The 25,251-nt window shown below is 43.6% G+C and carries 22 protein-coding genes; all 22 read right to left on the bottom strand.

Annotated features, from left to right (window positions below):
* Nucleotides 1-50: 50 nt before the first annotated feature.
* The 22 genes from dapA to rseP all read right to left on the bottom strand — a co-directional run bounded on the left by dapA (nucleotide 51) and on the right by rseP (nucleotide 25,245).
* Complete coding sequence (gene dapA / locus G4P54_RS08770) at nucleotides 51-923, bottom strand: 4-hydroxy-tetrahydrodipicolinate synthase (RefSeq protein WP_024716007.1); 873 nt, start codon at nucleotides 921-923, stop codon at nucleotides 51-53.
* Between the two features lie 30 nt (nucleotides 924-953).
* Nucleotides 954-2,168: an aspartate kinase gene (gene dapG / locus G4P54_RS08765; RefSeq protein WP_024716008.1), complete on the bottom strand. Its 1,215-nt coding sequence runs from the start codon at nucleotides 2,166-2,168 to the stop codon at nucleotides 954-956.
* 91 nt (nucleotides 2,169-2,259) lie between these two features.
* Nucleotides 2,260-3,300 (bottom strand): aspartate-semialdehyde dehydrogenase, encoded by a 1,041-nt coding sequence (gene asd / locus G4P54_RS08760; protein ID WP_167872381.1) that lies wholly within the window; start codon nucleotides 3,298-3,300, stop codon nucleotides 2,260-2,262.
* 125 nt (nucleotides 3,301-3,425) lie between these two features.
* Complete coding sequence (gene dpaB / locus G4P54_RS08755) at nucleotides 3,426-4,028, bottom strand: dipicolinate synthase subunit B (RefSeq protein ID WP_167872380.1); 603 nt, start codon at nucleotides 4,026-4,028, stop codon at nucleotides 3,426-3,428.
* Between the two features lie 2 nt (nucleotides 4,029-4,030).
* Nucleotides 4,031-4,924, bottom strand: coding sequence for a dipicolinic acid synthetase subunit A (dpaA, locus tag G4P54_RS08750; RefSeq protein WP_167872379.1), 894 nt, complete (start codon nucleotides 4,922-4,924; stop codon nucleotides 4,031-4,033).
* 161 nt (nucleotides 4,925-5,085) lie between these two features.
* Nucleotides 5,086-5,343: a YlmC/YmxH family sporulation protein gene (locus G4P54_RS08745; protein ID WP_014664003.1), complete on the bottom strand. Its 258-nt coding sequence runs from the start codon at nucleotides 5,341-5,343 to the stop codon at nucleotides 5,086-5,088.
* Nucleotides 5,344-5,420: 77 nt separating this feature from the next.
* Complete coding sequence (locus G4P54_RS08740) at nucleotides 5,421-6,650, bottom strand: M16 family metallopeptidase (RefSeq protein ID WP_167872378.1); 1,230 nt, start codon at nucleotides 6,648-6,650, stop codon at nucleotides 5,421-5,423.
* A gap of 39 nt (nucleotides 6,651-6,689) precedes the next feature.
* The gene (locus G4P54_RS08735; protein WP_167872377.1) at nucleotides 6,690-7,649 is read right to left on the bottom strand and encodes a polysaccharide deacetylase family protein; all 960 of its coding nucleotides are present in this window, start codon (nucleotides 7,647-7,649) and stop codon (nucleotides 6,690-6,692) included.
* Between the two features lie 117 nt (nucleotides 7,650-7,766).
* Nucleotides 7,767-9,884, bottom strand: a complete 2,118-nt coding sequence (gene pnp, locus G4P54_RS08730) for a polyribonucleotide nucleotidyltransferase (RefSeq protein ID WP_024716014.1) — start codon at nucleotides 9,882-9,884, stop codon at nucleotides 7,767-7,769.
* Nucleotides 9,885-10,057: 173 nt separating this feature from the next.
* Nucleotides 10,058-10,327: a 30S ribosomal protein S15 gene (gene rpsO / locus G4P54_RS08725; RefSeq protein ID WP_003154182.1), complete on the bottom strand. Its 270-nt coding sequence runs from the start codon at nucleotides 10,325-10,327 to the stop codon at nucleotides 10,058-10,060.
* A gap of 156 nt (nucleotides 10,328-10,483) precedes the next feature.
* Nucleotides 10,484-11,434, bottom strand: a complete 951-nt coding sequence (ribF, locus tag G4P54_RS08720; RefSeq protein WP_167872376.1) for a bifunctional riboflavin kinase/FAD synthetase — start codon at nucleotides 11,432-11,434, stop codon at nucleotides 10,484-10,486.
* 18 nt (nucleotides 11,435-11,452) lie between these two features.
* Nucleotides 11,453-12,382 (bottom strand): tRNA pseudouridine(55) synthase TruB, encoded by a 930-nt coding sequence (gene truB, locus G4P54_RS08715; RefSeq protein ID WP_167872375.1) that lies wholly within the window; start codon nucleotides 12,380-12,382, stop codon nucleotides 11,453-11,455.
* Nucleotides 12,383-12,465: 83 nt separating this feature from the next.
* Nucleotides 12,466-12,819, bottom strand: coding sequence for a 30S ribosome-binding factor RbfA (rbfA, locus tag G4P54_RS08710; RefSeq protein WP_009967251.1), 354 nt, complete (start codon nucleotides 12,817-12,819; stop codon nucleotides 12,466-12,468).
* Nucleotides 12,820-12,835: 16 nt separating this feature from the next.
* Nucleotides 12,836-13,114, bottom strand: a complete 279-nt coding sequence (locus tag G4P54_RS08705; RefSeq protein WP_114150544.1) for a DUF503 domain-containing protein — start codon at nucleotides 13,112-13,114, stop codon at nucleotides 12,836-12,838.
* Nucleotides 13,111-15,261 (bottom strand): translation initiation factor IF-2, encoded by a 2,151-nt coding sequence (infB, locus tag G4P54_RS08700; RefSeq protein WP_167872374.1) that lies wholly within the window; start codon nucleotides 15,259-15,261, stop codon nucleotides 13,111-13,113. Before infB ends, G4P54_RS08705 begins: the two co-directional genes overlap by 4 nt.
* A gap of 19 nt (nucleotides 15,262-15,280) precedes the next feature.
* A complete protein-coding gene (locus G4P54_RS08695) occupies nucleotides 15,281-15,583 on the bottom strand; it encodes a YlxQ family RNA-binding protein (protein ID WP_024716019.1) in 303 nt (100 codons plus the stop codon).
* 1 nt (nucleotide 15,584) lies between these two features.
* A complete protein-coding gene (gene rnpM / locus G4P54_RS08690; RefSeq protein ID WP_064813803.1) occupies nucleotides 15,585-15,860 on the bottom strand; it encodes an RNase P modulator RnpM in 276 nt (91 codons plus the stop codon).
* Between the two features lie 13 nt (nucleotides 15,861-15,873).
* Nucleotides 15,874-16,992 (bottom strand): transcription termination factor NusA, encoded by a 1,119-nt coding sequence (gene nusA, locus G4P54_RS08685; RefSeq protein ID WP_024716021.1) that lies wholly within the window; start codon nucleotides 16,990-16,992, stop codon nucleotides 15,874-15,876.
* 34 nt (nucleotides 16,993-17,026) lie between these two features.
* A complete protein-coding gene (rimP, locus tag G4P54_RS08680; protein ID WP_024716022.1) occupies nucleotides 17,027-17,497 on the bottom strand; it encodes a ribosome maturation factor RimP in 471 nt (156 codons plus the stop codon).
* Between the two features lie 330 nt (nucleotides 17,498-17,827).
* Nucleotides 17,828-22,141, bottom strand: a complete 4,314-nt coding sequence (locus tag G4P54_RS08675) for a PolC-type DNA polymerase III (protein ID WP_167872373.1) — start codon at nucleotides 22,139-22,141, stop codon at nucleotides 17,828-17,830.
* 108 nt (nucleotides 22,142-22,249) lie between these two features.
* Nucleotides 22,250-23,944, bottom strand: a complete 1,695-nt coding sequence (proS, locus tag G4P54_RS08670) for a proline--tRNA ligase (protein ID WP_024716024.1) — start codon at nucleotides 23,942-23,944, stop codon at nucleotides 22,250-22,252.
* Between the two features lie 32 nt (nucleotides 23,945-23,976).
* Nucleotides 23,977-25,245, bottom strand: coding sequence for an RIP metalloprotease RseP (gene rseP / locus G4P54_RS08665; RefSeq protein ID WP_167872372.1), 1,269 nt, complete (start codon nucleotides 25,243-25,245; stop codon nucleotides 23,977-23,979).
* Between the last annotated feature and the right edge of the window lie 6 nt (nucleotides 25,246-25,251).

The raw sequence follows: 25,251 nt of genomic DNA, 5'->3' as shown, positions 1-25,251 counted from the left end.
CTCAGCTGAATGTGAGAATGACCGCGTTTGTTTCACTGTATGAAATTTTCTTACAGTTCGCTGATCGTGCTGCTTAAGCTCAGACGTTCATCCTCGGTTAACGGGACAAGAGGCAGACGCACTGAACCAACATCAAGGCCTTTCAGCTGAAGCGCTGTTTTGACAGGAGCAGGGTTAGGCGCTTTAAACAGTTCCTTCATAATCGGCAGCAGTTTCTGATGAATCAGTGCCGCATTAGCTGTTTGCCCATTCGTATAATTTTTGATCATTTGCTGCATATCAGAGCCTGCAATATGGCTCGCCACAGATACTACCCCTCTTCCTCCGATTGAGAGAATAGGAAGCGTCAGGGCGTCATCCCCTGAATAAACAGAGAAGTCTTCCGGCGTTTCCGCAACAATTTTTGTAATCGCCTCGAGGTCTCCGCTCGCTTCTTTAATCGCAACAACGTTCGGAATGTCTGCCGCCAAACGGATCGTCGTTTCAGGAGCAAGGGAAGCAACCGTACGGCCCGGCACATTATAAAGCATAACCGGAAGAGACGTTTCTGCCGCAATTGCTTTAAAATGCTGGTACATTCCTTCTTGAGAAGGTTTATTGTAATATGGCGTAACGAGCATGACCGCGTCTACGCCCGCTTCCTCAGCTTTTTTTGTCAGTTTAATCGAATCTTTCGTGTTGTTGCTACCAGTACCCGCAATCACCGGCACCCGTCCGTTTACTTCTTTTACCGTATATTCAAAAAGCGCAATTTTTTCTTCAGTCGAAAGAGTTGGCGACTCTCCGGTTGTTCCCGCCACTACTAAAGAATCCGTTCCGTTTTTCAACAAGTAATCAATCAGTGTAGACAGTTTTTGAAAGTCTACGTTCCCTTTATTGTCAAAAGGTGTAATCATCGCTGTAGACACATTTCCGAAATTCATTTTATTCACCTCATCATGATTCAATCACATTTACTTGGAAAGTTCAAACACTTCATGCAAAGCGTTTACAGCAGGAACCAAATCTGCTTCATGGACGAGCACCCATATCGTCGTATGGCTGTCAGCCGACTGAAGGATCGGTATTTCTTTTTCTGAAAGCGCCGAAACAATTTTGGACGTGACACCCGGAACACCCATAATACCCGCTCCGACCGCCGATACCTTCGCGCAATTTCTCGTTACCATCGGATCATAGCCCATTTCCATTAAAATGCGCTGTGCTGTTTCTGTTTTATTCCCGGCCACCGTATATACGATTTCACTAGGTGTAATGTTAAAGAAATCGACGCTGATTCCCGCGTTCGCCATCGCCTTGAACACTTCAGTCTGAACATTATACTGGCCGATTTTCGAAGGCACTTTGAACTGCGTGACGTCTTTGACATGGGCGATTCCCGTAATCAGCCTTTCAAAAACATCGCTTCCGACTTTGGAAGAGTGATGCGATGTCACCAATGTGCCTTTATCTTTTGAATAAGTCGAACGGACGCGGATCGGAACCTTGGCCTGCATTGCAATTTCCACAGCCCGCGGATGAATGACCTTCGCTCCTTGATACGCCAAGTTGCAAATTTCTGTATATGTCACGACAGGAAGCGGTTTTGCATTTTCTACCACTCTCGGGTCAGCAGTCATCACGCCTTCTACATCGGTGAAAATATCAATGTATTCCGCGTCAACTGCTGCTCCGAGTGCGGCTGCAGACGTGTCGCTGCCCCCTCTGCCAATCGTTGTTGTATCGCCCTTTTCCGTTGCCCCCTGAAACCCTGCGACGACTACAGCGTCATGATTCGCGAGCACACTGAATAAACGCTCCGGTCTCATTTCCATGATTTTCGCATTGGTATGCTGATCATTTGTTAAAAAACCAGCCTGAGCCCCTGTCAGCGCAGCTGCTTTCACACCATTATCAAGCAGCATGCTTGTAAAGACGACAGAGGAAATCGTTTCTCCGCATGATAAAAGCAAATCCTGCTCCCTTGGAGAAATCGCTGATTGATCGCCGTAAAGCAGCCCCAGCAGAGAATCTGTTGCGTACGGGTCACCTTTCCGGCCCATCGCTGAAACGACAACGACAACCTTATATCCTTCACTGATTGCTTCTTTAATATGCTCTAAAGCCAGTTTGCGGCCTTTATCATCTTTTACTGATGTTCCGCCGAACTTTTGAACAATTATCTTCACTGTTTTCACTCCAAATTATTCGGACGTAACAGAAGAGAGCAGGCTGATAGCGCCTTACTCTCTTCTATTCGTCTTTAGGAAATTCTCTCTTTTATACGAGGTTTAGTTTTTTCAGGCTTTCTGCAATTTGAACAGAGTTCCATGCCGCGCCTTTTAATAGGTTATCAGAAACAACCCATAAATGAAAACCGTTTGCTCTGTCCAAGTCTTTGCGGATGCGGCCTACAAATACATCGTTTTTGCCGACGGCATCAGCAGGCATCGGATATAGCTGCTGGCTCGGGTCATCCTGAAGGGTCACGCCCGGAGCTTCTTTTAATACATTTTTAATATCTTCAACTGTAGCGTCATCACGGTCTACCTCGATGTAGACGGACTCTGAGTGCCCAGTTTGAATTGGGAGTCTCACACATGTCGCCGCTACTTGAAGGTCAGGCATGTGCATGATTTTTTTCGTTTCATTTATCATTTTCATTTCCTCAAACGTATAGCCGTTATCTTGGAATTTATCAATTTGCGGAATCGCGTTGAAGGCGATTTGATAGTGTTTTTTGTCGCCTTTTACAGGCATGATCGCAGGCTCAATTTCTTCTTGATTTAAAATTGCCTGTGTTTGGCCGTAAAGCTCTTTTACAGCTTCATTTCCCGCTCCTGATACCGCCTGGTAAGTTGATACGATGACTTTGTTTAAGCCATATGCTTTACGGATCGGTTCAAGAGCCGCAACCATTTGGATTGTAGAGCAGTTAGGGTTGGCAATAATGCCGTTGTGTTCGCGCAAGTCTGCCTCATTCACTTCAGGCACAACAAGCGGTGTATTTTCATCCATCCGGAATGCACTCGTATTATCTATAACAATAGCGCCGCGTTTTACAGCTTCTGGAGCCAATGCTTGTGATACGCTTCCGCCGGCGCTGAATAACGCAATATTTATCCCTTCAAAGCTCTCAGGAGAAGCTTCCTGAACAGTCAGCTCTTGGCCTTTAAACGTGACTTTTGTCCCCGCAGAACGTTTTGAAGATAGCAATGTAAGTGTGTCCATTTCAAAGTTTCTGTCTTCAAGTGTTTTAAGCATTTGTTGTCCTACAGCCCCTGTCGCTCCGACAACAGCTACGTGTAAACCTCTTCCCATCTGTAAAACTCCTTCCGCCAATCAGCATCATTGAATTGATTTGACTATGATTTTACATTTTATTTTACCATAGAATATGCGGGTGATGACTGAATTTTTTAGTTTGGGAAAGATTTTCTGTAAATTTAGTCATTTCCCTGATAATTCTCAACGAGAACCGGCTGAAGCTGCTGATGCGTAAGCGCCTTTTCAATGGTTTGCGGAAGCAGATCCATTTTGGCTACCATTGAATTCGGTTTTTTAAAAGGGTCGTCTTGCCCGAATGGAATAAAAAAGATATTTTTTGTTGACATGAGCCTCATTAAATTTGTTCCATTTAAACCGAGAGCATCATTTGTCGAGATGCCAAGAACGACTGGGCGATTGTTTCGGATTGTCGCTTTTGCCGCCATCAGCACCGGGCTGTCTGTCATGGCATTTGCCAGCTTGCTCATTGAATTGCCGGTTAAAGGAGCAATGACCATGCAGTCAAGGGGCAGCTTCGGCCCAAGGGGCTCTGCCTTTACAATCGAATCAATAGCCTCATATCCAGTCAGGTCTTCAATTTTTTCAACCCATTCGGCTCCCTCTCCAAATCGAGTATTTGTTGATTTCACGTTGAATGTGACAACCGGACGGACTTCAGCCCCTTCGTTGACCAGCGCCTCAATTTGCGGAAAAACCGCTTCATATGTGCAATGCGATCCGGTCAGCCCAAACCCGATTCTTTTTCCTTTTAATGACGACATCCTTATTTTCCCTCCTCAGCTTGTATTTCAGCCAAAAGCTTGCTCAAGACGTTTGCGAGGATTTTCCCAGCCGTTTTAGGAGCGACAATCCCTGGAAGGCCGGGGGCTAGAAGTGCTTTAATCCCCTGTTTTTCGGCATATTTAAAATCCGTTCCCCCAGGGCGTGAGGCCAGATCCAATATTAAGGTTTTTGGTGTCATGCTAGAAAGTACCGTTTGATTTAAAATCATACTCGGTATGGTATTAATACAAATATCTATATCTTTTACATGCTCTTTCAGCTCATCGGTATGAAAAGGAACGAGCCCCATTTCAGTGATACGTGCCAGATGCGCTGAACTTCTTGCCCCTACTTTTACATTCGCTCCGAGTGCGGCAAATGTACGGGCAATTGTCATCCCGGTGCGTCCCAAACCGAGAACGGCCACCTGAGATCCGTGTATCGTATAATCCGTGTGCTGAATAGCCAGCATGATCGTTCCTTCTACTGTCGGAATAGAATTGTATATCGCAATGTCATCCCGCTCAAACAGCTTAACAAGTTTTCTGTTTGCTTGAGCTGCAATGCTTTCCAAATAGGCGTTAGAAATCCCTGAGAAAATGACACAGTGTGCAGGCGTTTTGTCGAGATGGTCCTGCTTTAACACAACCTCTTCGTTCGAAAATACAGTCGATACGACACCTTCTCCTGTGGTCGCAGACACTGGAAGGATGATGCTGTCTATTTGCTGAAAAGGAATTTCATTAATATTGCATTTTACTGCTCCGGTAAAACCGTGATCCAATTGGTCAAAACCGACAAGATAGATGTCAGCCTGCTGTTCAGTGAGCTTTCTTATAATTTCAAGCTGTCTTGCGTCACCGCCGATAACTGCAATTTTCAATCCGGTTAACATTCTAAACGTTCACCTTCTTTGTGTATACTGGATCTCTAGTTGTTAAGCTCCCCTTCATCTTATGATCAAAAGGAAATACCGGTGAATTAAAACATGCGCTTTTTTCATATAAAAAAACATCGGCTGTCTCAGCCGATGTTTCAAATGCTTACTTTAGAGCCTTACTCTTGTCGAGGAGACATTTCCTCAGGGACATCTAATATGATCATATCTGATCCGATCTTTTGAATATGATGCCAGGGGACACGAATGTCATGACCTTGTTTTCTCAAACCAAACCACTTAACTGTCGGAATGAGAAGTGCTGTAATCTGGCCATCCTGTTCATTGATTTCTAAATCGGTCTGGCCGAGGACTCCCAGCCGTTCAGCTCTTTTGATGTCTACGATTTCCTTTCCAGATAATTCACTGAGCCGCATGTCTGTCACCCCCTTGTACTATGTATGATCAAAGGGATAAAAAAATGCCTGCCGCGTTATGGGACAGGCTTTTCCTTCTATGAAGGCATATTACCGGAAGGGCTGATGAGTGCCAGTGCATAGTCATCAGTAAACAATTGTCTGGCGAGGCCGTTGACACGCTCTAAGTTCACGGCGTTTAATTCATTGATGATCTCATCTAATGTTTTATGTTTGCCGAGCAACAGTTCATTTTTTCCGTTTCGGCTCATTTTGCTGTTTGTGCTTTCTAAGCTCAGCATCAAGCTTCCCTTCATTTGCTCTTTGCTGTTTTCCAGCTCTTTAGAGGTAATTCCATCACGTTTTAATGTGGCGAGGGTTTCTTGAATTGTTTCTGACAGCTGCTGAAGCTGATTTGCACCCGTGCCGCCATAAATGGTAAGCATTCCGCTGTCCTCATAAGAGCTGTGATAGCTGTAAACAGAATAAGCGAGCCCTTTATCTTCGCGGACATCTTGGAACAATCGGCTGCTCATGCTGCCTCCGAGCACATTATTCAGAACGATTAAATCATAAATGCGTTCATGGCCAACCTCAAGGCCTTTAAATCCGAGGCACAAATGAGCCTGCTCCGTTTCTTTTTTTCTCGTCAGCTGTTCCGTGTAGAACTCGGGTTTCTCAAGGCCGGTTGCTTTGCCCTTCGCTTCGTATGAGCCGAACCATTTCTCTACATCCTGGATAAAACTGTCGGATATATTGCCGGCTACTGAAATCACCACTCGGTCCGGTGTATAGTAATCATGCATGTATTGTCTCAGGGAATCGCCATTGAAGGTGGCAAGCGTTTCTTCCGTTCCAAGAATTGGGTAGCCTAAAGAATGATTGCCATAAGTCGCTTTGCTCAGTAAATCATGCACAATATCGTCCGGCGCATCTTCGTACATTTTAATTTCTTCATACACTACATTTTTTTCTTTTTTCAGCTCGTTTTCATCAAATGTTGAATGAAAGAACATATCTGCTAATACGTCAAGCGCGTAATTCGCATGCTCATCAAGCACCTTTGCATAGTAGCAGGTATATTCCTTTGAGGTAAACGCATTGACCTGACCGCCAATACGATCAAAAGATTCTGCTATCTCGCGTGCAGATCTTGTGCTCGTCCCTTTAAAGAACATGTGCTCTAAAAAGTGAGAAATTCCGTTTATCTCCGGCGTTTCATGCCGCGAACCTGTGCCGATCCACACTCCGATCGCGACAGAACGAACTGTCGGGTTATTTTCCAGCACAACTCTTACACCATTTTGACACGTATATCGTTTAATCAAATTTGTTCCTCCTATTCAAAGACAAGCTGCCTGCAACTGTTACTTCAACAGTCTTGTTTCGTCCATTAGTTCAGTGACTGTTCCAAGCGCATATCCTTTATCTTTTATCTTTATAATCAGCGCTTCAAGACTTTCCGCCGTGGGATTAGTCGGGTGCATTAATATCATGGCACCATTATGTATCTTGCTTAACACTCTCGTTTGAAGGGCAGACGGAGCCGGTTTTTGCCAATCGATCGTATCAACTGTCCACATGACTGTTCCCATCTGTTTCTCAGCTGCAATGTCGACTACCGCTTTTCTGAAACTTCCGCTCGGCGGAGCGAACCACTTTGGCTTAACACCCATCGTTCGTTCTATTTGTTCATTTGTCTTGTCGAGCTGCTCGGAAATTCTTCCTGTAGTCAGTTTGCTCATATCCGGATGATTGTATGAATGATTTCCGATTTCATGTCCGTCTTCCGCAATCTTCTTAGCGAGCTGTTCATTGTTTCTCACCCAATTGCCTTCTAAAAAGAACGTCGCCTTGACCTGGTGCTTTTGCAGAATAGGAAGCATTGTTTCCAAATACTCATTTCCCCATGCCACATTAATTAAAAAAGCCACCATCGGTTTGTCTGGATTTCCTTTATAAATGGGCTCAGGCTGAAGAGACTCAAGATGAACGTTTGGTTTTACTTGGCTGTACACCAAATCGCTCTCTCGAAACTCGCCGTGCTTTTTCATTTTTTTATATGATTGTTCAATATTGACCTTCAATCCATTGTAGCCGGGAATGCTTTTCCACACTTTATCAATTCTTGCATCCTGAGGCTTAACCTCGTATTCCGGCGCTTTTTGAAGCAATTCTTCATATAACGGGTCTTTGGACGCCGTGACAGTCACCGTATCTTTTTTCATTGCACCTATATAATCAAGTGTGTGCGGATTTTTCATCATCTCAAATGAGACAAAAAAAAGAAATAGAAAAACGGCAAACGGTACAAATTTTTTGTACATGTTCTGTCCCCCCCTCCCCTCCAGATTATGAAGGAGAAGGACAAGGTAGAACCCGCCTGCGTTTTAAAAGCTTCAAAATAAAGAAGCCGGGTCTCCCAGGCTCCTTTATGTTTTCATTTAAGATTGTTGTTCTTCTTTTTCTTTCTCTTCACGGAGCACCGCTTTACGAGACAAATTGACTCGTCCTTGTTTATCAATTTCAGTGACCTTGACAAGAATCTCGTCTCCGATTTTCACAACATCTTCAACTTTTCCTACGCGTTCAAGCGCAAGCTCTGAAATGTGCACCAAACCGTCTTTTCCGCTGAAAATTTCAACGAAAGCCCCGAATTTTTCGATTCGTTTCACTTTACCTAAGTAAAGCTGGCCGACTTCAACCTCTCTGACAAGATCTTCGATGATTTTTTTCGCTTTTTGGTTGCTACTTTCATCTGTTGAAGAAATAAAGATTGTGCCGTCCTGTTCAATATCAATTTTAACACCGGTTTCTTCGATGATTTTATTGATTTGTTTTCCGCTTGGCCCGATGACATCACGGATTTTATCAGGATTAATGGCCATTGTTAAAATCTTAGGCGCATAACGAGAAAGCTCTTTTCTTGATTCGTTTAATGTCGCAAGCATGCTGTTGAGGATTTCCATTCTTCCCTTTTTCGCCTGCTGAAGCGCTTCTTCAAGAATCTCTCTGGAAAGGCCTTCGATTTTAATGTCCATTTGCAGCGCTGTTACGCCTTTTTCCGTGCCGGCTACTTTAAAATCCATGTCTCCAAGCGCGTCTTCCATGCCTTGAATATCAGTCAAAACAGTGTAATGTTCACCTGATTTGACGAGACCCATCGCGATACCAGCAACCGGCGCTTTAATCGGTACACCGGCATCCATCATTGCAAGTGTGCTTGCACAGATACTTGCTTGAGAAGTAGAACCGTTTGATTCAAGCACCTCTGATACAAGACGGACAGTGTAAGGAAAGTCTTTTTCAGACGGAATAACTGGCTCAAGCGCACGCTCACCCAGTGCTCCGTGTCCTATTTCACGGCGTCCCGGCCCGCGCATCGGTCCTGTTTCCCCAACGCTGAATTGCGGGAAGTTGTAGTGATGCATAAACCGTTTTGATTCTTCAACACCTAAGCCGTCAAGAATTTGTACATCACCCAGCGCACCTAGCGTACATACGCTGAGAGCCTGAGTTTGTCCTCTTGTAAACAGACCTGATCCGTGCGTTCTTGGCAAGAGGCCGACCTCTGAAGAAAGCGGGCGGATTTGATCGACACCGCGGCCGTCCGGTCTTACCTTATCTTCAGTAATCAGGCGCCGCACTTCATTTTTTACCATCTTGGATAAAATCTGCTTTACTTGCTTGATTGTGTCTTCATCATGCTCTTCATCCTCGAATTTTGCCACAACTGCGTTTTTCACTTCGCTAATGGCAGCTTCACGAGCATGCTTTTCATGAACTTGGATAGCTTTCAGCAGATCCTCTTCTGCTAAAGCTTTTACTTTTTCGCTAAGCTCTTCATCAATTTCAAAGAGCTTAATTTCAGATTTCTCTTTGCCGACTGCTGCAACAATTTCTTCTTGGAATGCAATCAGGCGTTTAATCTCTTCATGGCCGAACATAATGGCTTCAAGCATGGTTTCCTCAGGAACTTCATCCGCTCCCGCTTCTACCATGTTAATGGCATCTTTCGTGCCGGCAACAACGAGATTGATGTCGCTTTTTTCAAGCTGATCGACGGTCGGGTTAATGATAAATTGATCATCAATGCGTCCGACGGTCACCCCTGCAATCGGTCCTTCAAACGGAATATCCGATACAGAAAGCGCAAGAGATGAACCGAACATGGCAGCCATCTCAGAAGAGCAGTTTTGGTCAACACTCATGACAATGCTGATGACTTGAACTTCATTACGAAATCCATCGGCAAATAACGGACGGATCGGACGGTCAATTAAACGGCTGGCAAGAACCGCCTTTTCACTTGGACGCCCTTCTCTTTTAATAAATCCGCCCGGAATTTTCCCTACCGCATATAATCTCTCCTCATAGTTTACAGTAAGCGGGAAGAAATCCAACGGCTTTGGTTCTTTTGAAGCGGTTGCTGTACTCAGTACTGCTGTATCACCGTAGCGGATCATCACAGCACCGTTTGCCTGTTTGGCAAGCTGGCCGGTTTCAACTGTAAGCGTTCTTCCGGCCCAATCTATGGTAAAGACATGTTTTTCTTGTCCCATACAATTACGAACTCCTCTCTTCGTTGTGTGAAATAATCGATTACTCCTATTATGAACGAAATGAATTGAACATATCAATGTCAAAGTAGTATGTAAAAGGATTTCAATGATTTGTTATAAGAAATTTTCGCTTTAATACGATAAAAAAGCGGGAATCCTCCCGCTTTTTACGATTATCGACGTAAGCCTAGTTTGTTAATTAACTCACGGTAACGAGTTACGTCTTTATTACGTAGATACGTAAGAAGATTACGACGCTTACCTACCATTTTAAGAAGACCGCGACGTGAATGGTGATCTTTCTTATGAGTACGTAAATGCTCGTTCAAGTTGTTAATTGAGTCAGTTAGGATAGCGATCTGAACTTCTGGAGATCCAGTATCAGATTCGTGTGTTTTGAACTCGCTGATGAGTTGGTTTTTACGCTCTTGAGTAATTGCCATCCTGTTTCACCTCCAAATCATATTTAGCCCCAGTTACCTAGCAACCGTCGGTGACTTCGGATTGCCAAGCAATGGTTTTAAGACTACGAAAACTATCATACTAAAAATCGTGCCTATATGCAAATATTTTAGAATAAAATTTGTGTGCGTTGCATGTTATTTCCGCAAATCGCTGAAATAACGGATGGCCTCCTGTTTATCCTTTTCAATTTGCTCTGTTAATTCTTTGATGCCATTGAATTTCCGCTCGCTCCGAATTCGTTTATACCATTCGATTTTTATAGCGGCTCCGTATACCTCCTGATCGAAATCAAACAGATTGACCTCGATGGAAGGCTGCTCCGGACGTTTTTCATAAAACGTCGGCTTATAACCGATATTGCAAACGCCATTGTAGACTTCACCGTTGACTTCCGCTTTTACAGCATATACACCCGTCGGCGGAACGATATAGCTGTTATTTAAACCGACATTTGCTGTCGGAAACCCAATGGTACGCCCTCTTTTATCACCGTGAATAACAATTCCTTTTATAAAATAAGGCTTTCCAAGCAAGACACTCGCCAATTCAACATCTCCGTCTTGAAGCGCTGTTCGGATATACGAGGAGCTGATTTTTTTATCCTGCTCCGTTAATTTTTCTACCATTGTGCATTCAGCTTTTCCGTCTAAATCATGCGGCATGGTTTCCATTGTTCCCTTGCCGTATTTGCCGTACGTAAAGTCAAAGCCCGCCACTGCATGCTGTACATTAAGACCGATAATATACTGGTCTACAAACTGTTTAGGGGAAAGGGAAGCAAATACTTCATTAAATGTAACGATATACAGAGTCTCTGTGCCTAATTGTTCAATTTGGTTTATTTTGTCTTCCAGAGGCGTAATCAAATCCTTTGGCTCCTGATCCCTGCCTAATACATGGGAAGGGTGAGGATGAAAGGTCATCACAGCTAAGGACAGGCCCTTTTCTTCGGCTATTTGCTTCGCTGTGCCGATTACCTTTTGATGTCCAAGATGAACGCCGTCAAAATACCCTAACGCCATCACAGACTTTACCTGCTCCTCTTTCATTAAATGATGCGGATGTGTAATATGTATCGTCTTCACAGAACGGTCACCTTTTTTCTATTGTTCGCTTTTTTGCATCAATACTTTTGCCGGCTTTAACAGCCCATTTTTTGAAGGATGTGGGAAATAGATCGCCAAACAGCTGCCGGATTCAGTAAAGACAGCAATCCGGTCTTCGCTTGTCATTTCAGAAAACTGTTCGGGCATCTCAAGCAAAGCCCCATTTTCTACTTTCTTAGCTAATGTATCACTTATGGTCCATTTCGGCAAATGATTGAGCGCGCGTTCAATAGGAACTGTATGCTCCCACACGGTCCCAGCCTGTGCCTGAGCTTCCAGTTCATCAAAGGTAAAGCATTCGTCGAGAGAAAAATCTCCCGATGCCGTACGAATTAAATGAGACATATGAGCCGGATATCCGAGCTTTTCTCCAATCATAACCGCCAGCGTTCTTACATAGGTCCCTTTTGAGCATGTCACCGTAAACCGGAAGCTTGCAGTTTCTCCACTATGTTTAATCTCTGTCGTCAGCTCAATGTCTTCGATGGTAATCATACGCTTTGGACGTTCTACTTCAATTCCTGCCCTTGCGTATTCGTATAATTTTTTGCCGTTTACTTTTACAGCGGAATACATAGGCGGAGTTTGTTCTTGTTGCCCCTTTAAACTGTTTAATACCTTTTCCACTGCTGCTTTATCAATATCTTGATTGACAGGCTTTGTTTCAACCGTTTCACCGGTTTGATCCTCTGTTGTCGTTGAAAAGCCAAGCGTGATTTCCGCATCATACGTTTTAGATTTTTCAGTTAAGTATTCGACAATTTTTGTCGCCCTTCCCACACAAATCGGAAGCACGCCTGACACTTCTGGATCAAGCGTTCCCGTATGTCCTACTTTTTTTGTTTTTAACAGTTTTCGGATCTTCATGACACAGTCATGCGATGTCATGCCAACTGGTTTATGTAAAAGGAGAACTCCGTTAACCATTTGCCTTTCACTCCTTCTTTTAAGCTTTTCTCTTTAAAACGCAGAAAAGAGGACAGACGATATACGCCTATCCTCTCCATTTTTTATTCAGATGGTTTCTCTGAATGTAATTCGTGAATCAATGTTTCGATACGATTTCCGTAATCGATTGATTCATCGAACTCAAATTCAATTTCAGGCGTTTTTCGAAGTCTGATGCGGCTGCCGATTTCGGATCGGATAAATCCTTTCGCCTTTGCCAGCCCTTTCAGCGCTTCCTCCCGTTTTTTCTCGTCACCGAGTACCGAGATATACACCTTTGCAATTTGCAAATCACCTGATACACGTACATCCGTTACTGTCAGAAAACCAATTCTCGGATCTTTCAGCTTACGGCTGATAATATCACCGAGTTCTTTTTTCATTTGCTCGCCGACACGGTTTGCTCTCATACTCAATTCAATCACCTCTAAGTTAAAACCACTCTGTTCTAGTGATCGTCCGTTCAATTTCAGGAAAAGAATCGATAAACGCCAGAACGCGCTGCAGCTCTTTTTCTGTTTGAACGCGAGAGGAAGAAACAGCGGCGATTCCAAAGCTGGTTCTTTGCCAGGTGTCCTGGTAGTCAATCTCCGAAATCGAAACATTGAACTTGTTTTGAACCCGGGTTAAGATCCGCTTCAGAACGGCACGCTTTTCCTTTAGCGATCCTGCATCATAAATGATGCATTCACACTCCGCAAATCCGATCACGTTCTTTCAATTTCTTGCATGACATACGCTTCAAGGATGTCCCCTTCACGAATGTCATTGTATTTCTTAATTGTAATACCACATTCATAGCCTTGTGAAACTTCTTTCACATCGTCTTTAAAGCGTTTCAGAACGTCTACTTCGCCTTCGAAGATAACGACGCCGTCACGAATTAAACGGAGGCCGCTGTCACGCGTAATGGTTCCTTCAGTAACATATCCGCCGGCAATTGTACCGATTTTAGATACCTTGAATGTTTGGCGTACTTCTACTTGACCAATTACTTTTTCTTCATATTCAGGATCAAGCATACCTTTCATGGCTGCTTCAATCTCGTCAATTACCTTGTAAATGATACGGTGAAGTCGAATATCTACATTTTCAGCTTCAGCCGTACTCTTAGCATTTCCGTCCGGTCTCACATTAAACCCGATAACAATTGCATTGGAAGCAGATGCCAAGATAATGTCAGATTCAGTAATCGCACCAACGCCTGTATGAATGATTTTCACTTTAACGCCTTCTACTTCAATTTTTTGAAGTGCGGCTGTTAAAGCTTCAGCAGATCCTTGAACGTCAGCTTTTACGATGAGGTTGATATCTTTTACATCACCTTGTTTAATTTGCTCGAATAAGTCATCAAGACTGAGCTTCGCTTTATCGCTGCGCTGCTCTTCAAGCTGTTTCGAAGCACGGGCTTCCCCGACAGAACGAGCTGTTTTTTCATCTTTAAAAACAAGGAATTGGTCTCCCGCTTGAGGGACATCATTCAAACCGGTAATTTCAACCGGAGTTGACGGGCCGGCAGTTTTCACACGGCGTCCAATATCGTTAACCATTGCACGGACACGGCCGAATGTGTTGCCGACTACGATCGGATCACCGACATGCAGTGTCCCAGTTTGTACGAGCAATGTCGCAACTGATCCTCTGCCTTTATCGAGTTCCGCTTCAATAACCGTTCCTTTTGCCTGGCGGTTCGGATTCGCTTTTAGTTCCTCTACCTCACTGACAAGCAAAATCATTTCAATGAGTTCATCAATGCCTTTTCCAGTTAAAGCGGAAAGCGGCACAAAAATCGTTTCTCCGCCCCAAGCTTCAGGGACAAGTCCGTATTCCGTCAGTTCTTGCATGACACGGTCAGGGTTTGCGGATTCTTTATCAATTTTATTCACAGCAACGATAATTGGAACCTCAGCTGCTTTTGCATGGTTAATTGCTTCTACTGTTTGCGGCATTACACCGTCATCGGCAGCTACAACGAGAATTGTAATATCAGTTACTTCTGCACCGCGTGCACGCATTGTAGTAAATGCGGCGTGTCCAGGAGTGTCCAAGAACGTAATTTTCTTGCCGTTCTCTTCAATTTGGTAAGCACCGATATGCTGAGTAATTCCGCCTGCTTCTCCTTCAACAACCTTCGTTTTACGGATGCTGTCAAGAAGCGTTGTTTTACCGTGGTCAACGTGCCCCATGATTGTGACAACAGGAGGACGAATTTCAAGATCCTCTTCATTATCCGCCTCTTCGTATTTTTCCAGCTCGGTTTCTTCAAGCACAATGACTTCTTCTGTTTCAACACCATATTCTGATGCGATGAGCTCGATTGTGTCTTTATCAAGTTCTTGGTTAATGGTTGCCATTACGCCAAGAAGCATCAGCTTTTTAATGATTTCTGAAGGCTCTTTGCCAAGCTCTTCAGCCAGTGCGCCGACTGTTAAAGTGCCAGAGAATGTAATTTTCTCCGGAAGCTCTTTTTTCGGTTTTACAGGTTTTTGCTGATATTGGTTTTTATTGTTGTTTTGGTTGCGTTTATTTTTTTTGTTGTTGTTATTCTTCTTGTTTTTGTTAAATTGATTATTCTGCACGTCATTCTTCTTTCCGTCTCGAATTTTATTTGGTTGATTTCCAGCTGATTGCTGATTAACCCCTTGCGGCTGTTTGTTTTTGTTCGTTTCTGCAGGCTTTTGAGATGTAGCGGCTGCGCCGCCTTTTTTAAATTTGGCATCAAGCTGTTTAATGGCCTTTTCTTCAAGCATGGCCATATGATTATTCACTTCTAAATCCATGTTTTTCAGTGCGGTCAAAATTTCCTTACTTGAAACATTTAACGCTTTTGCATATTCGTATACTCTCATTTTAGCCATTCGTTCACCCCCAAAAATATTAATCGAGCAAGCTGATCAGCTTATTCGCAAAACCTTGGTCAGTGACGGCGACAACGACACGGGCTTCTTTACCTATAGAGCGCCCAAGAACCGCGCGACTCTCAACTTTTTTAAAAGGAACTTTATAATAATTGCACTTGTCGGTTACTTTTTTCGCTGTGTTAGATGATGCATCTTCTGTAAGCAGGACAAGCTTTGCACGCGCATTCCTGATTTCTTTGATTACTAAGTCCTCGCCTGACACGACCTTACGAGCTCGATTGGCCAGACCCAGCAAGGGAAACCATTCCATTCCAGACATTTTATTTTTTCACCTTTTCCGCCAGCTCCAGCAATTCTTCGAAAATCTGGTCATCGATTTGTGATTGAAATTGATTTTGCAAAGTGTTTTTCTTTTTTGCTGCTAAGATGCACTCTTTATCCAGCGTTAAATAAGCACCCCGTCCGTTCTTTTTTCCGGTCGGGTCTACTGAGACCTCGCCTTCTTTCGAACGAACAACTCGGATCAGTTCCTTTTTAGGCTTCATTTCACCAGTCACTACACATTTGCGTAACGGGATCTTTTTGTGTTTATTCACCTAAGGTCACCTCTTATTCATCCGATTCAGCAGTTTCAGGCTCCGTAAAGAGCGGCTCATCGTCATCTTCTTCAAGTTCTCTCGGATAGATTCCAAGTTCTCTTGCGTCCGTTTCGCTCTTAATATCAATCTTCCAGCCTGTCAGTTTAGCAGCTAAGCGTGCGTTTTGTCCTCTTTTGCCAATTGCCAGAGACAGCTGGTAATCAGGAACAATAACAGTTGTCGCTTTTTCTTCTTCATTAACGATGACATCCATCACTTTTGAAGGGCTGAGCGCATTTGCGACAAATTCTACAGGATCACTGGACCAGTTGACAATGTCAATTTTTTCACCTTTTAATTCATTGACGATCGCCTGAACACGCTGACCTTTAGGACCTACGCATGAGCCGACAGGATCCACGTCAGGATCATCTGTGCGGACAGAAATTTTTGAACGGTCGCCGGCTTCTCTGGCAACAGATTTCAGCTCGACAGTTCCATCATAAATTTCAGGCACTTCGATTTCAAATAAACGCTTTAGCAAGCCTGGATGTGTTCTTGACACATAGATCTGCGGGCCCTTCGTCGTTTTTTCTACTTTTGTGATATATACCTTAATGCGGTCATGAGGCTTGTAGCTTTCATTTGGCATTTGCTCATTCACCGGCAGCAAGGCTTCAATTTTGCCTAAAGACACGTAGATAAACTTATTGTCCAGACGCTGGACGATACCTGTCATGATGTCTTCTTCACGGTCGATAAATTCAGAATAAATCACACCGCGCTCAGCTTCGCGCACACGCTGTGTGACAACCTGCTTCGCTGTTTGAGCAGCAATGCGCCCGAAATCCTTAGGCGTTACTTCGATTTCAACGACATCGCCGACCATATATTCCGGATGGATGCCCTGTGCCTCTTCAATAGAGATCTCCAGTCTTTGGTCGTATACTTCGTCAACGACATCTTTTCTTGCAAACACACGGATGGAGCCAGTTTCACGGTTTAAATCCACCCGTACATTTTGCGCTTGATTAAAATTCCGCTTATAAGCAGAAATTAACGCAGCTTCGATTGCTTCAATGATAATTTCCTTACTGATGCCTTTTTCTTTTTCAAGAATCGTGAGAGCATCTAATAATTCACTGCTCATTTAACGGTCTCCCCCCTTAAAACATTTGTATTCATTAGAATGTAACAGCTAATCTCGCATTAGCTATTTTGTCATACGGAATATTGATCCGTTTCTTTCTTGTTTTGATCGTGATCTCAACTGTCACTGTTTGTCCATCAAATTCAGCCAGTTCACCTTCAAACACTTTTACACCCTCAATAGGCTCATACGTCTTAATGTACACATTTTTTCCAAGTGATTTTTCGAAATCGGCTTTTTTCTTCAGCGGACGCTCAGCTCCCGGAGATGAGACTTCAAGAAAGTAATTTTGGCTAATTGGGTCTGCCTCATCAAGCTTTTCACTTAAAGCTTCGCTTACTTTGGCACATTCCTCAATGTCCACACCGTCATCGGAATCAATAAACACGCGAAGGAACCAGCTTTGACCCTCTTTGACAAATTCAATGTCAACGAGTTCCAGCTGAAGGCTGTCTACGATTGGCTGAGCCATTTCTTGAACGGTGTCAGTCACTTTTTTGCTCATGTTCTTCCTCCTTGTGCTGTCGATCTCATATTCGTCTCGTCACTCTGCATAAAAACCCTGCTTCAAAAGAGCAGGGGCTAAAAAGTAAACGATGAACATGTCGAGACAAATTTCTCTTGTTCAATACAAAAGAGCGGGTTTCCCCACTCTTTGCCTCGGTAATCGTTAGCATTTCCAATAAAACTATACCATAACCATATTTTTATTGCAAATGGATATACGCTTACCACCATACCTAAGCAAATGACAGAAACTCTAATGTTACATTGGCACTTTTTACGCTTATATATGCATAGAAGCAGAATTTCCAAAGAAATTCTGCTTCCTATGTTAGAACAATGACAATTGGTTTTGATCTGGCAGTGATTCAAGGCAGCCATGACGATCTAAATACTCTAAAATCGTTTTTGACACTTTCCCTCTCTTTTGCAAATCTTCTTTCGAGAGGAACTCGCCTTCTTCACGAGCTTTTACAATGTTTAGAGCAGCGTTCGTCCCCAATCCAGGAATGGAGTTAAACGGCGGGATAAGACTGTTGCCGTCAATAATAAACTCTGCAGCGCTGGAGCGATATAAATCGACTTTTTGGAATGAATAGCCTCTCTCACACATTTCAAGCGCCAATTCTAAAACAGTCAGAAGGTTTTTTTCCTTTGGTGAAGCATCAAGTCCTTTAGAGTTAATATCCTCCATTACAGCCTTGATTGCTGTAGAGCCCTTGATCATTGTATCGATATCAAAATCGTCTGCACGAACAGTAAAATAAGCAGCATAATACAGAAGCGCGTGATGCACTTTAAAGTAAGCAATGCGGACTGCCATTAATACATACGCTGCGGCGTGAGCTTTCGGGAACATGTATTTAATCTTTTTACAAGAATCAATATACCAGTCTGGGACATTGTTATTTTTCATTTCTTCTTCCCATTCGGGCATCAATCCTTTTCCTTTACGCACAAATTCCATGATTTTAAAGGCAAGGGACGGCTCAAGGCCTTGATAGATTAAATAAACCATAATGTCATCACGGCAGCCGATAACCTCACTCAGCTCACAAATATTATTGTGGATGAGCTCCTGCGCATTGCCGAGCCATACATCTGTTCCGTGAGACAAGCCTGAAATCTGAACGAGCTCGGAAAAAGTTGTCGGCTTTGTATCTTCAAGCATCTGCCGGACAAACCGGGTTCCGAATTCAGGAATTCCGAGAGTTCCCGTTTTACAGCCGATCTGTTCTTCTGTAACACCGAGTGATTCGGTTCCCTGGAAGATTTTCATCACTTCAGGATCATCGGTTGGAATTGTTTTCGGATCAATTCCGCTTAAGTCTTGAAGCATCCGAATGACGGTCGGGTCATCGTGTCCGAGAATATCCAGTTTTAGCAGGTTGTCATGGATGGAGTGAAAATCAAAATGCGTCGTTTTCCATTCTGAACCTGTGGCGTCTGCCGGGAACTGAATTGGTGAAAAATCATAAATATCCATATAATCTGGAACAACGATAATACCCCCAGGGTGCTGTCCGGTCGTTCGTTTTACACCTGTACATCCCTGTACGAGCCGATCTACTTCAGCCCCGCGCATATGAAGATTATGATCTCCGGCATAGCCTTTCACATAACCGTAGGCCGTTTTTTCTGCCACCGTGCCTATTGTTCCCGCACGATATACATTGTCTTCTCCAAACAATACTTTTGTGTAATTGTGCGCTTGCGGCTGGTATTCCCCTGAGAAGTTCAAGTCGATATCAGGCACTTTGTCCCCTTTAAATCCTAAGAACGTTTCAAACGGAATATCATGGCCGTCTTTTTTCAAAGGCGTTCCGCAATGAGGACATGTCTTGTCAGGCAGGTCAAAACCGGAACCGACAGAGCCGTCATTAAAGAACTGAGAATGCTGGCACTCGGAGCATACATAGTGCGGCGGCAGCGGGTTCACCTCAGTGATCTCAGTAAGCGTCGCAACTAATGAAGATCCAACGGAACCACGGGAACCTACAAGATATCCGTCATCCAGTGACCGTTTTACAAGTTTATGAGAAATCAAATAAATAACAGCGAAGCCGTGGCCAATGATACTCTTTAATTCTTTTTCGATCCGCGCTTCGACAATTTCAGGCAGCTGTTCGCCGTAAATGCTTCTTGCACGCTGGTAGCTCATTTCTCTGATCTCTTCATCGGCGCCTTCGATTTTCGGTGTATACAAGTCATCTTTAATCGGTTTGATGTCATCGATTAAAGAAGCGACTTTTTGGGTATTGGTAACAACGATTTCCTTCGCTTTTTCTTCACCTAAGAAAGAAAAGGCTTCAAGCATTTCATCCGTCGTTCTGAAATGTACTTTCGGAAGTTCATGCCTGTTCAGCGGATTGGCTCCGCCTTGAGAGGATACTAGAATCTTTCTGTAGATTTTATCCTCATCATTCAAGTAATGTACATTTCCCGTAGCAACAACCGGTTTATTTAGCTTTTCACCCAGTTTCGTGATATTCGCAATAATTTCTTTCAGTGATTTTTCATCGCGGACGAGTTCAAGCTCCAGCAAGTGACGGTACACTTCAGGCGGCTGAACCTCAAGATAATCATAGAATGACGCGACATCTTCAACCTCTTCAGGCGATTTTTGCATCATCCCTTCAAAAACCTCTCCCCTGTCACAGGCTGAACCGATCAGAAGCCCTTCCCTGTATTTCTCAAGCTGAGATCTTGGGATACGAGGCACTCTGTAAAAATAATGAATATGGGATAGTGACACAAGTTTAAATAAGTTTTTAAGCCCCGTGCTGTTCACCGCAAGTAATGTTGCATGATACGGTCTTGATCTTTGATAAGCGTTGGACTGCCCCATATTTTCATTCAGTTCGTCATGATACTGAATACCCTTTTCCGCTGCGTCCTTCAGCATTTTCAGGAGCAAATAAGCGGTCGCCTCAGTATCATAAATCGCACGGTGATGCTGTGTGAGCTCAATATCAAACTTTTTACAGAGCGTGTTCAGACGATGGTTCTTAAATTCCGGATAGAGGAAACGGCCGAGCTCAAGCGTATCAATGACTGGGTTTTTAGCTTTTTCGACTTCAAGAAGCTTTTTATAAGCAACATTTAAGAACCCCATGTCAAAGCTCGCATTATGAGCAACAAGGATATCATCGCCGATCCATTCTCTGAAATCTCTTATCACATCTACGACATCCGGAGCATCGCGAAGCATATCATCGGTGATGCCTGTCAGCTCTATAATTGTGGCTGAGAGCGGGCGGTGCGGATTCGCAAACGCCTCAAATTTATCAATAATTTCTCCGCCTTTTACTTTTACTGCAGCCAGCTCAATAATGGTGTCGTATACAGCAGACAACCCAGTCGTTTCGACGTCGAAAACAACATATGTTTCTTCCTCAAGAAGGCGATGTGCAGCGTTATACGCAATTGGCACACCATCATCAACGAGATTCGCTTCCATCCCGTAAATCATTTTAATTCCATGCTTTTTGGCGGCAGAATACGCATCAGGGAAAGATTGAACAACAGCATGGTCAGTCAAAGCGATGGCCTCATGCCCCCACTTTTTCGCCTGTTCGACAAGTTTTCCAATCCCTGTAACAGCGTCCATTTGGCTCATTGGAGAATGCAGATGCAATTCCACTCTTTTTTCTCCTTCAGGAGCCGTATCTTCACGGGTTTTTGCTTTTATTTCGTTAACGTCATTTGCGATCATGACGAGATCTCTGACAAAAGTGTCATTTTGGATGCTTCCGCGTGCTTTTACCCACATTCCTTTTTTCAGAGACTTCATCAGTGCCGCATCTTCTTTTTCACGTGCAAACATTTTAATTAAAATACTATTTGTATAGTCTGTAATTTTGAAGATGCACAGTGTGCGTCCGCTTTTCAGCTCTCGGGTCTCCGCATCAAACACGTACCCCTGAACCGTAATTCTCCGTTCTTCATCCATGATGCTGTCAAGCGTCCGGATTTCTTCGTTATCTTTAATTTGATAACCGATGACAAGAGGCCCAGACGGCACTTGATCTTCATCACTTTCTTTATCTTTCTTCTCCATTTCAATCAAGGCCTGCATGGCCCGCTCTTGGTCTTCTGCAAGCTTTTGCTCCCGGAACTTTTGAACTTCTTGCTCTGATACAAATATTTCAGCATCAAGCTGAAGATCCGGAAAACCAAATTGCCGGTAGCCCGCTTGAATCATGGAACTGTATTTATTCTTAAGGGCAGCCGCTTCTGTGTCCGTTTTTGTTTTGACAATCAGTTTATTGCCCTTCAGCTTCGGCTTTTGCTGATTTAGGAGACTGATAATCGGCGGCGAAATGCCTTGCAATTCTTCAATGCAGCGTGACCAGTAGTCTTGAACAAGACTTTCACTGAAATCGGCATCCTGCACTTCAATTGAAGATGTCACTTTTGCTATGTGGGCAAATGATTGTGTCAGCCTTGTTGTTAATGTGTCATATAATTGAAAAGGCAGCAAAGATTTAAATTGAAAATGAAAATGCCAAGACTTAGACGCTTTGTGTATCGTCAGCTTTTTAATCTCGCCATCTTCAAAGTATGTCATGAAGGTATCATCTGTCATATTAATCTGCTGCAGAAGAATTTGAAACTGCCTTCTGTTTACTGATAACTGTTCCATTAAGACAGTATCCCTCCCTAAAAACATCATAAGTGAAGGTACCTCAGGCAATGAGGTACCTTCTATTATTTCTATTTTAACATGTTTTTTAATAAATCGTTATCGTGATTACTGCTTGCTGATAAAAGCAGATAATTCGTCAACTGTCATCTCAGTCGACTCACCTGTTTTACGAATTTTCACTTCAACAATTCCTTCGTCAGCCCGTTTTCCGACTGTAATGCGGATTGGAAGGCCGATTAGATCTGAATCAGCAAATTTCACGCCTGCACGCTCAGCACGATCATCATAGAGCACTTCATAGCCTTCCGCTTTTAAATCGGCATACAGCTTTTCAGCAAGCTCTTTTTGCCCATCGTTTTTCATGTTCAAAGCAAGAATATGAAGATCATACGGCGCAACGCTCTTTGGCCATATTAATCCTTTTTCATCGTGATGCTGTTCAGCAATAGCAGAAAGCGTTCTAGATACACCGATTCCATAACAGCCCATCAACATTGGCTGCGCGCGGCCGTTTTCATCCAAGTATGTCGCGTTCATCGCTTCTGAATAGCGTGTACCAAGCTTAAAGACTTGTCCGACTTCGATTCCTTCCGCAAAACGTATCGTGCCTTTACCGTCTGGTGAAGGATCGCCTTCTTTAATAAAACGAAGATCAGCAAATTCTTTAATTTGCGCGTCACGGTGCACGTTGACATTTTGATAATGATGATCGCCTTCATTCGCACCGGCAACGGCATTGACCATTGCTTTCACAGCTTGGTCAGCATATACTTCAACATCTTGATTGACACCGACAGGGCCGACATAGCCCGGCTCTGTCCCGAGCTGCTGAATGACCTCTTCATGTGCGGCAAGTTCCACAACTTCTGCATGAAGCAAGTTTTTCACTTTAATATCGTTGACTTCATGGTCGCCTCGTACAAGCACTAAGACAAAACGGTCATCTGCTTTAAACAAGACTGACTTGATGCAGGCGTCGGCAGAAACCTGTAAAAACGCTGTCAGTTCTTCTATTGTTTTCACATTAGGCGTGTGGACCTTCTCTAAAGCTTTAGGCTCTTCGGCAGAAGGGACTTCTTGATAAAGAACTTCAGCCATTTCGATATTAGCCGCATATGGTGATTCATCAGAATACGCAATCGTATCCTCTCCGATTGCAGATAGTGCCATAAACTCATGCGTATCCTTTCCTCCCATTGCGCCGGAATCGGCAATGACAGGTCTTACATTAATGCCGCAGCGGGCAAAAATATTAGAATAAGCCTCGTACATTTTCCGATACGTTTCATCCAAGCTCTCTTCAGATGCATGGAAAGAATATGCATCCTTCATAATAAATTCGCGGCCTCTTAACAAACCGAAGCGAGGACGTTTTTCATCTCTGAACTTAGACTGAATTTGAAACAGAGTCAGAGGGAGACGCTTATAAGATTTAACCTCATCGCGAACAAGTGAAGTAATAACTTCCTCATGCGTTGCCCCTAAAGCAAACTCACGGCCATGACGGTCTTTTAATCTCATCAGTTCAGGACCATACGTATACCATCTGCCTGATTCCTGCCAAGTCTCAGCCTGCTGCAGTGCGGGCATAAGCATTTCTACGGCATCAATTTTCTCCATTTCTTCACGAACAATCTGCTGAATGTTTTGAATTACCTTATACGCAAGAGGCATATAGCTGTATACCCCGCTCGTATTCTGTCTGATAAATCCTGCTCTTAGAAGAAGCTGATGACTTTTTGCCTCGGCATCAGCTGGAACTTCACGGAGCGTAGGAATAAGCGTCAAGCTTTGTCTCATTTCTTCGCACCTCTGATTGATTTACTTTTCGTTTACAAGAACAGCCGCTGGATATCGTTCCATGTGACGACCAGCATAAGAAGCATTAAGAAAGCTACTCCGATAAACACAACAAATGCTTCTTTTTCCCTGTTAATCGGTTTGCCCCGAATCGCTTCAATAAATAGAAATAACAATCTTCCTCCGTCAAGCGCCGGAATCGGAAGCAAGTTGACAATCCCAAGGTTAATGCTTAAAAACGCAGCAAACTGGAATAGGTTCACTAGCCCTGTTTTCGCCACTTGGTCTGTCATGTCATATATACCGACAGGGCCCGACAGCATATCAAGTTTAAATTGCCCTGTCACTAATTTGCTTAAGTTGGTTAAAATGGCTTTGGTGACATCTACTGTGGACGTCGCACCGTAGGCAACTGCTGAGAGAACGCCTTTTTCAGTCGGCGCATAGGAGCCGAAACGTCCGATTGTTTTCTTGTTCTCATCTTTCACAGCTTCAGGAGTCACAGAAATATGAAGCGTTTTGTTATCTCTTTTTACTGCAACATCCATTGCTTTTTCCGGATTTTCTTTTACAGCGGAGACAATGTCCGTCCAAGACCTCATTTTCTCTCCATTAATGCTTTGAATGTAATCTCCTTCTTTTAGCCCTGCTTCAGCCGCCCGGCCATTGTCAGTCAGCTGCCCGAGCATAGGCTCATTGGACGGAACGCCTTGAATAAGCCCAAGCATCACTAAAATGACGTAAGCTAAAATAAAGTTCATGATCGGCCCTGCAGCAATCGCTTTAATCCGCTGCCACACAGGTTTGGAACCAAATTGGCGATTATATGGCGCAATCTGAACTTCTTCTCCGTCTACAATGAAAAAGGATGTTTCGCTGACAGTAAAGCTTGAAAGCTCATCCTCTTTCCCTTGCTCATAGCCGGTGATTTTCATGTCATGCTCTAAATCCGCTGTTTCCACTTCAATGACTAGAGCATCGGGGTATTTTTCCTTTTGATTGATGATGAGTTTCTCAACTTGATCTTCTTTATTAAACAGAAGCCCGACCGTGTAACCGGGTTTCACCTCAATCATTTCCGGATCTTCGCCTGCCATACGGACAAATCCGCCGACCGGAAGCAGCCTGATCGTATAAACTGTTTCATTTTTTTTGAAGGAAAAAACCTTTGGACCGAAACCGATCGCAAATTCACGGCAGAGAATTCCCGCTCTTTGGGCTAGCAATAAATGGCCCAGTTCATGGAAGAAAACGAGCGCTCCGAAAATAATGACAAACGCTATAACTGTATTCACGAACATACCACC

It is taken from the genome of Bacillus tequilensis (assembly GCF_012225885.1).
GTDB classification, from domain to species: Bacteria; Bacillota; Bacilli; order Bacillales; family Bacillaceae; genus Bacillus; species Bacillus tequilensis.
This window is presented reverse-complemented; position numbering and strand designations above follow the sequence as displayed.

Excerpts from the sequence above, each read along its gene's own strand:
- G4P54_RS08675 (WP_167872373.1), bottom strand. The coding sequence starts at position 22,141 with ATGGAACAGTTATCAGTAAACAGAAGGCAGTTTCAAATTCTTCTGCAG.
- asd (WP_167872381.1), bottom strand. The coding sequence starts at position 3,300 with ATGGGAAGAGGTTTACACGTAGCTGTTGTCGGAGCGACAGGGGCTGTA.
- pnp (WP_024716014.1), bottom strand. The coding sequence starts at position 9,884 with ATGGGACAAGAAAAACATGTCTTTACCATAGATTGGGCCGGAAGAACG.
- proS (WP_024716024.1), bottom strand. The coding sequence starts at position 23,944 with ATGAGACAAAGCTTGACGCTTATTCCTACGCTCCGTGAAGTTCCAGCT.
- dapA (WP_024716007.1), bottom strand. The coding sequence starts at position 923 with ATGAATTTCGGAAATGTGTCTACAGCGATGATTACACCTTTTGACAAT.
- rseP (WP_167872372.1), bottom strand. The coding sequence starts at position 25,245 with ATGTTCGTGAATACAGTTATAGCGTTTGTCATTATTTTCGGAGCGCTC.
- infB (WP_167872374.1), bottom strand. The coding sequence starts at position 15,261 with ATGGCTAAAATGAGAGTATACGAATATGCAAAAGCGTTAAATGTTTCA.
- G4P54_RS08695 (WP_024716019.1), bottom strand. The coding sequence starts at position 15,583 with ATGTCTGGAATGGAATGGTTTCCCTTGCTGGGTCTGGCCAATCGAGCT.
- G4P54_RS08745 (WP_014664003.1), bottom strand. The coding sequence starts at position 5,343 with ATGCGGCTCAGTGAATTATCTGGAAAGGAAATCGTAGACATCAAAAGA.
- nusA (WP_024716021.1), bottom strand. The coding sequence starts at position 16,992 with ATGAGCAGTGAATTATTAGATGCTCTCACGATTCTTGAAAAAGAAAAA.
- G4P54_RS08735 (WP_167872377.1), bottom strand. The coding sequence starts at position 7,649 with ATGTACAAAAAATTTGTACCGTTTGCCGTTTTTCTATTTCTTTTTTTT.
- rpsO (WP_003154182.1), bottom strand. The coding sequence starts at position 10,327 with ATGGCAATTACTCAAGAGCGTAAAAACCAACTCATCAGCGAGTTCAAA.
- rimP (WP_024716022.1), bottom strand. The coding sequence starts at position 17,497 with ATGAGCAAAAAAGTGACTGACACCGTTCAAGAAATGGCTCAGCCAATC.
- truB (WP_167872375.1), bottom strand. The coding sequence starts at position 12,382 with ATGGTTAACGGAGTTCTCCTTTTACATAAACCAGTTGGCATGACATCG.
- dpaA (WP_167872379.1), bottom strand. The coding sequence starts at position 4,924 with ATGTTAACCGGATTGAAAATTGCAGTTATCGGCGGTGACGCAAGACAG.
- dpaB (WP_167872380.1), bottom strand. The coding sequence starts at position 4,028 with ATGTCGTCATTAAAAGGAAAAAGAATCGGGTTTGGGCTGACCGGATCG.